The 12,708-nt window shown below is 55.2% G+C and carries 15 protein-coding genes; 8 read left to right on the forward strand and 7 right to left on the reverse strand.

Translation table 11 applies throughout. The features are described 5' to 3' along the window. Positions 1-213 precede the first annotated feature (213 nt). Positions 214-543, forward strand: coding sequence for an NIPSNAP family protein (locus K6L24_RS06175; protein ID WP_222682055.1), 330 nt, complete (start codon positions 214-216; stop codon positions 541-543). Between the two features lie 157 nt (positions 544-700). Here the strand turns inward: K6L24_RS06175 and K6L24_RS06180 are convergent, their stop codons facing one another. Next, positions 701-1,213, reverse strand: coding sequence for a GNAT family N-acetyltransferase (locus K6L24_RS06180; protein WP_118663573.1), 513 nt, complete (start codon positions 1,211-1,213; stop codon positions 701-703). A gap of 176 nt (positions 1,214-1,389) precedes the next feature. Then, on the reverse strand, positions 1,390-2,631 hold the full coding sequence (locus tag K6L24_RS06185) for a DUF1479 domain-containing protein (protein ID WP_187509798.1): 1,242 nt from the start codon (positions 2,629-2,631) through the stop codon (positions 1,390-1,392). Between the two features lie 121 nt (positions 2,632-2,752). Here K6L24_RS06185 and K6L24_RS06190 point away from each other — a divergent pair, with 121 nt between their 5' ends. Next, on the forward strand, positions 2,753-3,280 hold the full coding sequence (locus K6L24_RS06190) for a GNAT family N-acetyltransferase (protein WP_118663574.1): 528 nt from the start codon (positions 2,753-2,755) through the stop codon (positions 3,278-3,280). A gap of 123 nt (positions 3,281-3,403) precedes the next feature. Further along, the gene (alaC, locus tag K6L24_RS06195) at positions 3,404-4,639 is read left to right on the forward strand and encodes an alanine transaminase (protein ID WP_222682056.1); all 1,236 of its coding nucleotides are present in this window, start codon (positions 3,404-3,406) and stop codon (positions 4,637-4,639) included. Positions 4,640-4,680: 41 nt separating this feature from the next. Here the strand turns inward: alaC and ypdK are convergent, their stop codons facing one another. The 3 genes from ypdK to K6L24_RS06210 form a co-directional block, all read right to left on the reverse strand. Continuing rightward, positions 4,681-4,752 carry a membrane protein YpdK gene (ypdK, locus tag K6L24_RS06200; RefSeq protein ID WP_118665666.1) on the reverse strand — a complete coding sequence of 24 codons (72 nt, stop codon included), beginning with the start codon at positions 4,750-4,752 and terminating at the stop codon, positions 4,681-4,683. 98 nt (positions 4,753-4,850) lie between these two features. Further along, entirely contained in the window at positions 4,851-5,879 is a 1,029-nt protein-coding gene (locus K6L24_RS06205) for an HlyD family secretion protein (protein WP_062743058.1), read from the reverse strand. Positions 5,880-5,884: 5 nt separating this feature from the next. Next, entirely contained in the window at positions 5,885-7,486 is a 1,602-nt protein-coding gene (locus tag K6L24_RS06210) for an MFS transporter (protein WP_118663576.1), read from the reverse strand. Between the two features lie 163 nt (positions 7,487-7,649). On the opposite strand from K6L24_RS06210, the gene K6L24_RS06215 reads away from it, so the two are divergent. From K6L24_RS06215 to K6L24_RS06230, 4 genes are all read left to right on the forward strand, one after another. Continuing rightward, the gene (locus K6L24_RS06215; protein ID WP_062743056.1) at positions 7,650-8,435 is read left to right on the forward strand and encodes an IclR family transcriptional regulator; all 786 of its coding nucleotides are present in this window, start codon (positions 7,650-7,652) and stop codon (positions 8,433-8,435) included. A gap of 12 nt (positions 8,436-8,447) precedes the next feature. Further along, positions 8,448-8,897, forward strand: coding sequence for a universal stress protein (locus tag K6L24_RS06220; RefSeq protein ID WP_062743055.1), 450 nt, complete (start codon positions 8,448-8,450; stop codon positions 8,895-8,897). Positions 8,898-8,946: 49 nt separating this feature from the next. Next, a complete protein-coding gene (locus tag K6L24_RS06225) occupies positions 8,947-9,756 on the forward strand; it encodes a hypothetical protein (RefSeq protein ID WP_187509799.1) in 810 nt (269 codons plus the stop codon). 257 nt (positions 9,757-10,013) lie between these two features. Continuing rightward, complete coding sequence (locus K6L24_RS06230) at positions 10,014-10,295, forward strand: putative periplasmic lipoprotein (protein ID WP_062743053.1); 282 nt, start codon at positions 10,014-10,016, stop codon at positions 10,293-10,295. 180 nt (positions 10,296-10,475) lie between these two features. Here the strand turns inward: K6L24_RS06230 and K6L24_RS06235 are convergent, their stop codons facing one another. Together K6L24_RS06235 and K6L24_RS06240 are read right to left on the reverse strand one after the other, a co-directional pair. Next, the gene (locus tag K6L24_RS06235; RefSeq protein ID WP_222682057.1) at positions 10,476-10,643 is read right to left on the reverse strand and encodes a hypothetical protein; all 168 of its coding nucleotides are present in this window, start codon (positions 10,641-10,643) and stop codon (positions 10,476-10,478) included. Positions 10,644-10,987: 344 nt separating this feature from the next. After that, positions 10,988-12,214, reverse strand: a complete 1,227-nt coding sequence (locus K6L24_RS06240) for an L-lactate MFS transporter (protein ID WP_222682058.1) — start codon at positions 12,212-12,214, stop codon at positions 10,988-10,990. A 305-nt stretch (positions 12,215-12,519) separates the two neighbouring features. Here K6L24_RS06240 and K6L24_RS06245 point away from each other — a divergent pair, with 305 nt between their 5' ends. Continuing rightward, entirely contained in the window at positions 12,520-12,669 is a 150-nt protein-coding gene (locus K6L24_RS06245) for a hypothetical protein (protein WP_187509801.1), read from the forward strand. Positions 12,670-12,708: the final 39 nt, after the last annotated feature.

Genomic DNA, 12,708 nt, shown 5'->3' on the forward strand with positions numbered 1-12,708 from the left:
TTTGTTCAGCCTACCATTAACGTCCCCTGCTTGTCGGTTTTCCCGCCAGCTATAGGGTGATCAATCTCCCTACTGGCACTCGGGAGCTACTCGGAAACAGCATAGCGAAGAAAGACCGGGTGTCTATCAGGACGCTCCGCCAGTTCTGAAAAATTTCATGTTTCCAGGGCGAAATGTCACTATTATTTAAAAAAAATCAACAGGATAGCGACGATGAGAACAGTCGAGTTTTTGCTGTATACCCTAAAACCCGGCACCGGGAAAGACTTCCACAGGATAATGACGGAAGAGAGCGCTCCGCTTCACCGTTTAGCGGGTATGGATATTATTTCTTTTGGTATATCAGCCCACGACGACGACGCTTACTATCTGATCAGGGCTTATGACAGCCTCTCCCAGCTGAAATCCTCTCAGGAATCTTTCTATAATAGTGAAGAGTGGCGGCTTGGCCCCCGGCAGGCCATTATCGATAGAATAAGGGTCAGCGTTAAATCAGTGCTCATGCTTAGCAGTAATGCGATTGATAATTTACGATCCAACTGAATCACTTTTAAGAATAAGTGATGTCTGAGGAAGCAGGCGGCGTACGCATGCCAGCCTTGCTTCATTAAGTTCCATTATGGCACAGGGTAGCCAGGGGAATAAGATTGTGGGGGACCATCAGGTGAGGTTACCTGCTCAATATCAGCATCAATCGTGTTCAAAGATTTTTACCGAGGATATGAACCTTTACATCAGATGTGGAGGTTTTATGGAAAAAATCCTGAATGAACACCATCCCCTGTTTTTCATAGAATTGACGCGCACGTTTGTTATGTTCGTGAACTTCTAACCAGAGATAATCATTGCCGCGCTCTCTCGCTTTTTCAGCGATGTCATCAAGGATCTGCCTGCCATAGTTTTTCCCCGTTTCATCCGGCGAGAGGTAAAGTTTGTTCAGCAGCGTTCCCTCCTGACGGGTTCCGGGGATATGACATCGCCATGTGACTCTTAAGAAGCCGACCGGTTTTGAAGACTCCACAATATACCAACTGACGGCGGGATCGTTGAGGCTATGCTGAATCGTAAGTAACGAATACTCCTGCTGAAGGTATTCATTCATTTCGTCTTTTGAATCCCAGTAATGTTGCAAATGGTGCGTATATAAACGAATGCCTAACTCATTGAGAAGGGCGGCTTCGGACTGTTTCGCATCTCGCAGAATAATCGTCATAGCGTGTTTGCCATTGTCAGTTGATAACAGAAGGGGGGAGTGACCTTTCACAGTAAACGAAAAAAATCAGGGTGCAAACAAATCCGCTCCCCATGCGGTCAGTCAGAAGATCTTAACGCTAACCCGGTCGGCACAAAGCAGGGAACAGTGTGAACCGACCGGAACCGCTGGCGGGATCAGACGTGCATCTGTTTTTTCCCCGCTCCGGTTAAATCCGCCTCCGTGGCACGTCCGGCAAAATCCACCTCAAAATCATCGGCGGCGAAGTCCGGGGGTGAACGGCCGTCGACAAATGCCGGCCACTGGCGCTGCAGATAGGCGGCGTTCTTCTCACACCAGGGCGCTGCCGCAATGTACATCACATTGCTGTCAAATTCGCCGTGATGCTCATTTTCCACGGCGTGAACCACATCGCAGTGCCAGAACACCGTGTCGCCAGGCTCCATATCCGGAATAGAGGAAAAACCTTCAAGTAAAAGAGGATGGAATTTTTCACTGACCGACAGCGCCCGGCCCGGAGCCGCGCCGCACAGGTCATCTTCTGCCACGTCATCCTGCAGGGCACGCAGTAATATCCACGCCATGGCGTTAGCCACCGGTAGCAGTTTCAGGGTGCCGCCGTGCCGGCGCTGCGGCGTCAGGGCGGTCCAGCCCTGAAATGTACGGAACATTGAGCAGACGGCGGGCGAGGCGAACTCGCGCACTTCCGTCCGGCCTTCGGCATCGAACGGATTATAATGCTGCCAGTCGCCGCTGAAGACGTGGCGGTATACGTGGCGGAAGTTCTCATCCAGCCAGCGTTCCAGCGATCCGCCGTCAACGTGCGGCGACAGGCCCAGTGAACCGGAATGTGGCGGGCGGCGGCGAATGCGGTCGGCATAGCTGACGATGCGGGTGGGATCAAAGTGCTGTCTGCCCTGGCTTTCGGTCTGCCAGAGCGAATTCAGAAAGACCTGAACCGCCTGCATGCGTGCATCCTGCCGCGCCTGAACCTGGGGCTGTGACCAGTACACGCCGTAGATCTGCGGTTTTCCCTGCTTCAGGTCACCGAAATAGTTATCTTCGGCGGCATTTTTGAGTTTCTCAACGAACTGATTATCGTCAAGATAGTGGCTCATCTCTTCGTTCCACGCGCGGGCCTGCGGAACGGGGAAAACCCCGCGAACCGTGCAGCAGCCGCGCTGGCGGATCTGGTTTTTTTGGCTCTCGGTGATGCGGTGGTGAATAATATCGTCGGCATCCAGCTGCGGCACCGGATGCTCCCCGCGTTGCTGCTCCGCGTGAAGCACATCAATCTGGCGGCGCATCTCCTTGTCGAGTTCGGCAAATACCTGGCGGTAGTGCGGAAGCTGTTGGCGGAGCTGCATTTTAACGTGGCGAATGGCGTCAGGAATATTGTCAATTTTGAGGTCAGTCATGTCGTTCTCCTGTGACAAATTCATTATCATGGTGTGAAGCTGCGGATCATTACACGGCGAAAAAGCGGCAGAGAAAAGAGATGTGTTTTTTGTGGTTTTTCCCCTTTTAGCGAGATGAAGTATGCAACTCACGACAGAGCGACTGATTCTGACCCGGCTTCAGCCTGAAGACTGGCAGCTTTTCCTCAAGATCCACAGCGATGAAACCTGCATGAAATTTATCAGTGCGGTGCCGCAGCTGGCCGATATTCGTCAGCGTTTTCAGGACCGTCTGGCCCCCTGGCAGGTCACCAGCTTTCACATGCTGTGCCTGGTGGTGCGGCTGAAAGAGAGCGGGCGCGTGGTCGGGCTGATGGGCGCCAATCCCGAGTGGGCCCCGCACCGGCAGGCGGAGGTAGGGTATTCGCTGTTCAGTGACTGTTTTGGCCAGGGCTATGGCAGTGAGGCGCTGGGTGCGCTGTGTGATTTTTTATTTCGCGAGTGTGAGTTCCATAAACTCAAGGCTCAGGTCGTGGAGGGTAACCATGCCTCGCGACGGGTGCTGGAAAAAAACGGCTTTTTGCTGGAAGGGACGCTGCGGGATAATTACCTGTTACGCGGCCAGTGGGTGAATGACTGGCTGTTTGGCCGCCTCAATCCCGCCGGATAAAAAATTTTATCCTGCCTCTCGACAGGTTACAGAATTGTAAGATATGTTGATTCAACGACCACCACAGTGGTCAGCGTCGCTCGGATGGTCCGGGCGCTTACGTGAATCCAAGGATGCTATGCTATGGCTGACAACAGTTCCCCTCGCCGTTTTTCCCGTATTGAACGTCTTCCTCCGTATGTATTTAACATCACTTCCGAACTGAAGATGGCTGCCCGCCGTCGCGGTGAAGATATTATCGACTTCAGTATGGGAAACCCCGACGGCCCGACGCCGCCGCATATCGTTGAAAAACTCTGTACCGTGGCCCGGCGTGAAGACACGCACGGTTACTCCACCTCGCGCGGGATCCCCCGCCTGCGCCGTGCCATTTCACGCTGGTATGCCGACCGCTACCAGGTGGATATTGACCCGGAATCAGAAGCCATTGTCACCATCGGCTCGAAAGAGGGGCTGGCCCATCTGATGCTGGCAACGCTCGATCATGGTGATACCGTACTGGTGCCCAATCCCAGCTATCCCATTCATATCTATGGGGCGGTGATCGCCGGCGCACAGGTGCGCTCCGTGCCGCTGGTGGCCGGCGTGGACTTCTTTAATGAACTGGAACGCGCCATTCGTGAAAGCTACCCCAAGCCGAAAATGATGATCCTCGGCTTTCCGTCGAACCCGACCGCGCAGTGCGTGGAGCTGGACTTTTTTGAGCGGGTGATTGCCCTGGCGAAACAGTACAACGTGCTGGTGATCCACGACCTGGCCTATGCCGACATTGTCTACGACGGCTGGAAGGCCCCGTCGATTATGGAGGTACCAGGGGCACGTGACGTGGCGGTAGAGTTCTTTACGCTGTCAAAAAGTTACAATATGGCGGGCTGGCGCATCGGCTTTATGGTGGGTAACAAAGAGCTGGTTTCAGCGCTGGCGCGTATTAAAAGCTATCACGATTACGGCACCTTTACGCCGCTGCAGGTAGCGGCGATTGCCGCGCTGGAAGGGGATCAGCAGTGCGTACGGGAGATTGCCGAACAGTATAAACGCCGTCGTGATGTGCTGGTAAAAGGCCTGCACGAGGCGGGCTGGATGGTGGATAACCCGAAAGCCTCGATGTACGTCTGGGCGAAAATTCCCGACCACTATGCCCACCTTGGCTCACTTGAGTTTGCCAAACTGCTGCTGCAGGAAGCAAAGGTCTGTGTCTCACCGGGTATCGGCTTTGGTGACTATGGTGATACGCACGTGCGCTTTGCGCTGATAGAAAACAGCGATCGTATCCGCCAGGCGGTAAGAGGGATTAAAGCGATGTTCCGTGCAGAGGGTATCCTGGCGAGCGCCAGCAAAAGCAGCGAAGACGACGTTTAAAACAGTCAGGGTCAGGTTGTCCTGACCCTTCACTTTTATCCTTACAGCATCAGATAGAAGGTGCCAAGCCAGAGCAACAGGATAAAAGAGATCCCCATCAAAGCATATTTCACGAAAAAGTCCTCTGAGCACCCAATATGGGCCGGATCCGGGCTAATTTACCCGTATTACTCAGCAAAATAAAGACCATTGTTATGAGACCTTTCTCACATTATTGCCTTTCCAGTTCCGGCACGACGGACATGCCCACGCGCAGCCGATCCAGAGCCGACTGACCCGGTTCCAGCACAATTTTCACCGGCAGGCGCTGCACGACTTTGGTGTAGTTCCCGGTCGCGTTGTCCGCGGTAATGGCGGCAAAGGTGGAACCCGTTGCCGGGGCAATACTGTCAACGTGACCGCGCAGCGTCACGCCGGGAAGTGCATCAACCGTCAAAGAAACCGGTTGCCCTGCGGTGACATTGGCCAGTTGGGTTTCCAGAAAATTAGCCACCACATAGCTCTGTTTAAGCGGCACGACAGCAAGCAGACGCGTTCCCGCTGAAACCCATGCTCCCTGCCGCACCGCACGCTGGCCGACACTGCCGGAAATAGGGGCGGTGATGCGTGTATAGGAGAGGTTGAGCAGGGCCTGATCGACACTGGCCTGCATGGCGCTGCTGTCTGCCTGTGCCTGTTTCAGGCTGGCCTGCAGTACCGCGACCTCTTTATGCGCGGCCAGTACAGCGGCCTGACTCTGCTTCACTTCAGCGGCGGCGCTCAACATGGTGGCGCTGGATTTTTGCTGTTCATCGGCGGTCGCCGTACCGCTTTTCAGCAGGCGGCGGTAACGATCCGCATTCTGCCCGGCGTAATTCAGCGTGGCCTGGCTGGCGCTGACGGCGGCGTCAGCCTGAGCGATAGTCGCTTTCTGCTGCTCCAGCTGGGCCTGAATGCTGGCCTGTTTCGCCTCGCTGACCTGCAGATTAGCTCTGGCGGTTTCCAGCGCAACGCGGTAGTCACGATCGTCGATGGTCGCCAGTACCTCCCCGGCGGTGACCTGCTGGTTATCAGCGACGTTAACCGTGCGGATATAGCCGGAGACTTTGGGTGCCACCAGCGTGTAGTCAGCGGTGACCACCGCATCATCGGTGCGCAACTGATGGCGGTTGATGGCGGACCAGATAAAGAAAGCAATGGTCAGCAGTATCAGCAACAGGGCTGCCAGCAAAGCGGTACGTTTAGCAGGTGTGAAGCTCATGATCGTTATCTCGATGTTGGCGGAACGGACGTGAATAAGGTTTGTGGCGGCCATACCCGTTTGGGCAGCCAGGCGGTCAGCAGGATCAGGATCAGCGCAAAGCCCGTAATCAGCAGGTAGGCGTCACTGATGCTGAGGATCACCGCCTGGTGCCTGAGCAGCGTGCTGAAATGGCTGAGGTTTTCAACAGAACTGACGGAACCGTCCGGCAGCAGCGGCGTCAGGCTGCTGGCAGTGTCACTCTGCGCGGCAGTCATCAGCCATGGCCGGTTACCCAACTGATCGACCAGAGTATGGGAGTGGAACTTCTCGCGGTGGGTGAGGAAATTCTCTACCAGCACGCCGGCGGCCACGCTGGAAAAGCCGCGCACGGTATTGAACATCGCCGAGGCAAAGGGCCCCTCGGGCGGCATCACCACGCTGGTGGCACTCATCAGTACCGGCAGGATCATCATCGGCTGGCCAAACGCCTGTAAAACCTGAATAGCCCAGAAATTCTGCCGCGCCCACTCGCTGGTGATCTGCATTCCCATCAGGCAGGAAAGGATCAGCATGCCGGCACCGGCGGTCAGCATCCAGCGGCAGTCAATCCAGCGCAGATTAAGTAACGCAGCCAGCAGCGGCGCAATCAGCAGCTGAGGCAGACCAATGGTCAGCGCCAGGGGGGCAAACTGTGCGGTGCGAAAGCCGTCAATCTGAGCAAAATAGGCCGAGGGCAGGGCCGAACCCGACAGCCCCACCATCAGTACGCCCGCCAGAACCAGCAGACCGTGGGTCAGATTTCTGCGCTGCAGCATTTGCAGCCGGAACAGCGGCAGCGGGTGATACCACTCGTTGATCAGGAACACCAGCAGCAACGCTGCGGCGCTCAGTAACATGCCGCTAATCAGCGGGGACTGGAACCAGTCAAGTCGTTCTCCCTGGGTCAGCGCCAGTATCAGCAGGGCGATGCCGCTACAGCCGGTGAGCATTCCCGGCGCATCAATCTGGCGAAACCGCTCCAGCCGTAGCGGATCCTGCGGCAGCCCCCAGCCAATCAGCAGGGCGGCGATCAGACAGGGTGGGATCACCTGCCAGAAGGTAAACTGCCAGCCAACAGAATCGGTCCAGAAGGCGGCAAGCGAGGCCGCCATATTGGGGCCGAAGGTCGCCGTCATGGCATACGCCGCCAGGCCGTAAAGTTTAATGCCGGGCGGCAGGAAGCGCAGGGCAACCGTCATCAGCATGGGGGGGAGGGCGCCGCCAAAGATCCCCTGGATCACCCGGAGCGCGATAAAGCCTGACGTATTTATCACCAGCGGCTGGATCGCCGCCATCAGGCAGAAACCCAGCGTGGCAGCCAGCGTAAAACGACGCAGGGAAAAAGTGACCGCAAACCAGGGGGCCACCATCATGGCAGCCACTTCCGCTGCCTGATAGGCGGAGGTGATCCAACTGCCCGTATCAAAATCGATGCCCAGCGCGGCACGGATATCGGCCAGGGCGAGGTCCGTCACCCGATCGTTGAGGCCGGAGCTGAGTGCGGCAATCAACACACCCACCAGACCCAGCGCCAGGCGCAGGGTGAAAGGGTGCGGAGGCGGCATTGCCGCAGGCTGGCCATTCATTGCAGGGACTCCAACGCTATTTTTATTATCGATGCACTGTATTGCATCGTGATACATTGTGCGGAATATTACAGGGTGATGCGATGTATTGCAATGCGGTACACTGTATCCAGTGAGACATTCAGTGCTACAGTAATGGCCGGTAACAAGGAAAAGAATCCCTATGTTTGAGTCTTCAGGCTGCCGCGATGACGAGCGTTCCGGCGGCATTCAGGTGATCACCCGCGCGGCGAAAATTCTTGACGCGCTGGGGGCGAAACCGGACGGGATGAGCCTGGGCGAAATTGCCCAGGCGGTCGATCTGCCGCGTTCCACCGTACAGCGAATTGTCGCTGCGCTTGACTCGGTTCAACTGGTACGCAGCCACGGTGCGGCAGCAGGCGTGCGCCTCGGGCCGGCTCTGCTGCGACTGATCGCCAATGTTCATACTGACGTGGTGGCGATCGCCCAGCCCTGGCTTCAGGCACTGTGCGACCAGACGGGAGAAACAGTTTCCCTTGCGCGCGCCAGCGGCCTGCAGCTGGCCATTGTTCACTATGTGGTGGCAGACCGGGAACTGCGGGTTGTGCCGCGCATCGGCATGAACCTGCCGCTTTACAGCACGTCCGGTGGCCGCGCGCTGCTGGCGCTGGACAGCGATGAGACAGCCAGAGAGCGGGTCGGGGAGGCGTTTCAGGCCATCACTGAACTGACCGTGCGCGACTTCCCTGCGCTGCTGGCGCACCTGACTGAAATTCGCCGTACCGGTCTGGCTTATGACCGGGGAGAAACACTGGAAGGGATCTCCACCATGGCGGTGGCGATCGACACTATTCTGGGACGCTTTTCCATCAGTCTGTTAATTCCTGGCGCCCGCTTTCAGCGGCATGAGGCGCGTAACCGGGAGGCGATCCTCCGGTGTAAAGAGGCATTAATCGATGAAATTGGTAAAGCTGCCTTACGGGACTGACAGGAGAAGACGATGAAAACACTTTTAGTGGCTGTAGATAATTCAGTCATCGCCCGCAAAGTTGTTTCACTGGCGAGCGAACAGGCGCTGGCCTTACAGGCTGAAGTCGTGGTGGTGTGCTGTGTGGATGCCAGCTACGCAGATTCGGGCCCGTTTGATATTGAGGCGGGTGAAGACCCTGGTGATTTTGGCCTGGCGCTGGACGAGCAAAACACTGCCGAAGCGGTGGTACGCCAGGCACTGGCGGAACTGCACCGGGCCGGCGTGGTGGCGCGGGGCAGAGTGGTCGCCGGGGAATCGGCAGAAACCATCGTGGCCGAATCAAACCGCCTTCAGGCGGCGATGATTATCATGGGGCGTCGCCATCTCTCCTCTTTTAACCGCCTGCTGAAAGGTTCGTGCAGTGCGGCAGTGATTGAACGTGCCAGCTGTCCGGTGTTAGTGGACGTGCGCGCTGACTAACATCTTTTCACAGGCCGGTGACCTGGCCTGATCATCTCAGGATCCTGCTTTGACTTCTCACGCTATTCTTGCCTCGCTGTTCTCCGCTCTGGTCTGGCTGGTTATTATCGGTGGCCTGCGCCAGCGTCAAAAACTCAGACCCGTGGCGGCGATACTGCTGTTTGTACTTCCGCTGCTGGCGGGCAATGTTTACTATTTCGGCTGGGTGAACCCGGAACAACAGAAACAGGCCGCGATTGATGCCTCGGCGGCCCGCCTGGCCACACTGCCGGTCTGGCGTACGGTAAAAGTCCAGCAGCCTGCACTCTACCAGCAGGCCTATGATGAACTGATAACGCATCTCCGTGCCGGAATGCCACCGCAGCAGGCGATTGACAGCCTGCGCCCTCTGGTGGCTGACCTGCTCAATCAACGCATTAATGCGGCCCGTGATGAAGATCTGGTCGACTATATGCAGGCCTCGCTTGAGCAAATGAAGCAGATCCGCCAGCACAGTACCGGACAGTGCTTCCGCTTCCTGTTTCCCCAGGTGAAAGGGGGCGTTAACGTCAGTGAGCTGTTGACTAAAGCCGTCACCGACAGAGAACTGCAGTCGATGGACGTCCTGCTGCAACACAGCCGGGGGGCAGAACAGTCTGTGGATTTAAAACAGGGGCGGGTGCAGCTACAGAGTGTGGTGCGCGGGCTCTATGACCGCTGGGGCAGTGACCTGCAAACGCTGAATACACCGGCTGAACCTGGGGTAGATGAAGGCAAACTCTGTGATATGACGATAGATCTTTATCAATCGGTTCTGGCACTTCCGGGTAAAGATTCAGCTAACGTTTTACGTATAATTATTAGTGGAACAGGTAATTAGTTCCGAAAAAAAGCCCGCTCGCCGCGGGCATAAAAAACGTTCTAATTATAGTTAATAAGTACCTGGTGTTGCGCAGACATCTTCTAATGTCTGGGGCCATATTGGCACCGATATCGCCTGAAGGCCATTCACTCTCCTGAATCGATTCAATCGGCAAAACATTGCATAACCTAAGTAAAATTTTGCAAATGCGCCTGAGTCTGATAGCCGCAGGGGGGGAGATTGCTATGATGCGGCACTCGTAGAGGGGAGTCATAATGAAAAAGAAACTATCCGGCGTCTTTGCGCTGTTACTGCTGGCAGGCTGTACTTCCGGCAAACCTGGGGCCTTTGAAAAGGTGGATGAAGATCCGGCAGTGAATACCGTTCAGTATCGTTTTAACCCCGTTAACGTCGACAAAACGGCGATGGAAAAAGATGTTGAACGATATTGTACTGAGCGTGGCTTTGATAAAGTGGAAGCGTTAAGCCCACAGGAAAGTCATGTTCCCGGCCTGATGAAAGCCTGGTATCAGTGTAACTACAGTATTAAAAGTTAAATAAAAAGAAGGGCGGGGAAATCCCCGCCCAATTTTTTTACTACTTAATGGTTCTTTTTATATTGCTGTGTGCAGGCTTTGCCCGCCCAGCCCCGAATCCTGTTGCGTGATGACGCCAGTAAAGAGGTGTCAACCCGACGACAGGATTCCAGGCCTATCGGTGAATATTCACCGAATACGTTACCAGCCGCGCCGTGGCCCACCGCCATGATGATAGCCGCCATAATAACCGTCACGGCCGCCGTGATATCCGCCGTCACCGCCATGATGATGGGGAGGCGCAATAATACAACCGCTCAACATAACAATCAGTGCCATGACAGAGATCGCTTTTATTATTGTTTTCATCTTTCTCTCCTGCCCTTTTCTATGACTACAACGTTACGCAAGAAAAGTGGAGGAATGATGCCGTGAATGTAGAGTTATTAGAAAAAATATTTCAAAATAATTCCGTTTGCAAATATTCAAACCCTGCAGATTTTAATTAAATAAGATAATGATGAAAAACTAACATCGGTGATGAGAATCATCTTAAATCAGAAGTGGGGGCTCATAAAGTGGTTTTCAAGGCCAGAGAATATCTTGCAGATGCGGTGGCCATTTAAGGTGTGAAGTAGTTCTGTGGGGGATGAGGTGTGAGCCAATCCCCCACAGGATCCGCGTCCTGCGGGGGGATGCGTTGTGCCGTATTATCAGGCGTGCTGCAACGCTTTTTTCACTTCTTCGGCTCTGTGCGGCATACGGATGGTGGCTGACATCAGCAGAGAGATAACCAGCAGGGCCATAATCAGGCTAAAGGTCACGGTGAAGCCGCCGAACAGGGAAGCAATCAGCGACCCCATCACGCTGCCGATACCGAATCCAAGATAAATGACTCCGTAGTTTTTCGTCAGATTATTGAGGCCAAAGAAGTCACTGACCAGCGACGGATAAACGGTGATGGTGCCGCCGAAGCTGAAGGCCACGCAGGCGATGGCAATAAAGAAGCTGCCTTCATTCATATGGCTGAACAGCAGAATGCTCATTCCGGCCAGGGAGACAATCTGCGCCAGGGTAATCACCCGGATACGGGCGACTTTGTCAGACAGCACGCCCAGAATCAGACGACCGCTCAGGTTAGCAATGGCAATAATGGTCACCGCATTGGCTGCGGTCTGTGCGCTCAGGTGAACCATATTCTCACCGATGTCTTTTGCTACGCCAATCACGTAGAGACCGCTCATACACGCCGTCAGGAACATCAGCGCCAGCATCCAGTACTGCGGCAGGCGCATAGATTCCGCCAGCGAGTAATCGCCACTCTTCTGGCTGCTTTGACTGCTGGTTCCCTGCTGCGCCGGCGCATCTTTCATCAGCAGTGCGCCGACGATAATCATGCTCATCGCCAGTCCCCCCCAGATCATAAAGGTGGTTTCCAGGCTGTAGACGCTTAACAGGTAGCTACAGATAAACTTAAAGCCCAGGCTGCCAAGGCCATAGGCACCAATCGCACAGGCGGAAATCATCCCTTTGCGCTCGGGGAACCATTTTACACAGTTGGATAAGGTCATCAGGTAACCCGCCCCATCAGCCAGCCCGACCAGTACGCCAGCGCTCAGATAAAGCATAAACAGGTTATCCGCCTGGGAGGTCATCATCAGGCCCACCGCCATCAACAGTCCGGCGGCGATGGTGACGTTGCGTACACCAAAACGTTCCTGCAGTTTCCCAGCCACGGATGAAGCAACCGCCAGGCCAAGACTCAGCAATCCGAATGAAAAAGCGACCTGGCTGATGGTGGTATCCAGCTTGTCAGAAAGCTGCCCGTTAAACAGGCTCCAGGTATAGACCGAACCCAGCGCAAACTGCGTGATGATTGTACCGATCAGGGTTAACCAGCGGGTGCGGTTAACGCTGTGACCTGCGGTTGATGCGTTCATGGAAATCTCCCGGTGGAAATACTAAGGATCTTGAATTGGGCCAATAGTAGAGCCGGGCTTCATTATTGCGGGGAAAAAGGGCATGAACTGCCCTGACCAGGGAATGAAATGCCTCTGGGGCGACATGAATGACCGCTGGCAGGCGCGAAGAGGATCGTAGAGTGTGAGTTTATTTATTGATATATATCAATTTATTAAGCGGGATTGACGTTTTGAACGACCCTTGCGGCGGCGGTATAAGGCGGCGGATGTCTGCGGGAAGGCGCGGTTAAAAACCAGCTGAAAGTGGAGGCGGGAGCAGGGTGATGGCTGAACTAACGCTGGCCGTTTCACAGATGGAGCGTAGCATTCAGCAAAACCTGGCGCTGGTACATCAGACGGCGGAAAATACCCACGCCCTGCATGCTGAAGCGTCACAGCTGGCGAAAGCTATCTCGGTCTTTAACGTCGTGTAACCGCTGGTGCCACCCGGAAATCTCAGGCGGGTGGCATCA

Source organism: Erwinia persicina (assembly GCF_019844095.1).
Taxonomy (GTDB): domain Bacteria; phylum Pseudomonadota; class Gammaproteobacteria; order Enterobacterales; family Enterobacteriaceae; genus Erwinia; species Erwinia persicina.

What these genes read in the sequence shown, in the direction of transcription:
- K6L24_RS06215 (WP_062743056.1), top strand. Translation starts at nt 7,650, where the DNA reads ATGTTTGAGTCTTCAGGCTGCCGCGATGACGAGCGTTCCGGCGGCATT.
- K6L24_RS06220 (WP_062743055.1), top strand. Translation starts at nt 8,448, where the DNA reads ATGAAAACACTTTTAGTGGCTGTAGATAATTCAGTCATCGCCCGCAAA.
- K6L24_RS06190 (WP_118663574.1), top strand. Translation starts at nt 2,753, where the DNA reads ATGCAACTCACGACAGAGCGACTGATTCTGACCCGGCTTCAGCCTGAA.
- alaC (WP_222682056.1), top strand. Translation starts at nt 3,404, where the DNA reads ATGGCTGACAACAGTTCCCCTCGCCGTTTTTCCCGTATTGAACGTCTT.
- K6L24_RS06180 (WP_118663573.1), bottom strand. Translation starts at nt 1,213, where the DNA reads ATGACGATTATTCTGCGAGATGCGAAACAGTCCGAAGCCGCCCTTCTC.
- K6L24_RS06205 (WP_062743058.1), bottom strand. Translation starts at nt 5,879, where the DNA reads ATGAGCTTCACACCTGCTAAACGTACCGCTTTGCTGGCAGCCCTGTTG.
- K6L24_RS06210 (WP_118663576.1), bottom strand. Translation starts at nt 7,486, where the DNA reads ATGAATGGCCAGCCTGCGGCAATGCCGCCTCCGCACCCTTTCACCCTG.
- K6L24_RS06235 (WP_222682057.1), bottom strand. Translation starts at nt 10,643, where the DNA reads ATGAAAACAATAATAAAAGCGATCTCTGTCATGGCACTGATTGTTATG.
- K6L24_RS06240 (WP_222682058.1), bottom strand. Translation starts at nt 12,214, where the DNA reads ATGAACGCATCAACCGCAGGTCACAGCGTTAACCGCACCCGCTGGTTA.
- K6L24_RS06245 (WP_187509801.1), top strand. Translation starts at nt 12,520, where the DNA reads ATGGCTGAACTAACGCTGGCCGTTTCACAGATGGAGCGTAGCATTCAG.
- K6L24_RS06185 (WP_187509798.1), bottom strand. Translation starts at nt 2,631, where the DNA reads ATGACTGACCTCAAAATTGACAATATTCCTGACGCCATTCGCCACGTT.
- K6L24_RS06230 (WP_062743053.1), top strand. Translation starts at nt 10,014, where the DNA reads ATGAAAAAGAAACTATCCGGCGTCTTTGCGCTGTTACTGCTGGCAGGC.
- K6L24_RS06175 (WP_222682055.1), top strand. Translation starts at nt 214, where the DNA reads ATGAGAACAGTCGAGTTTTTGCTGTATACCCTAAAACCCGGCACCGGG.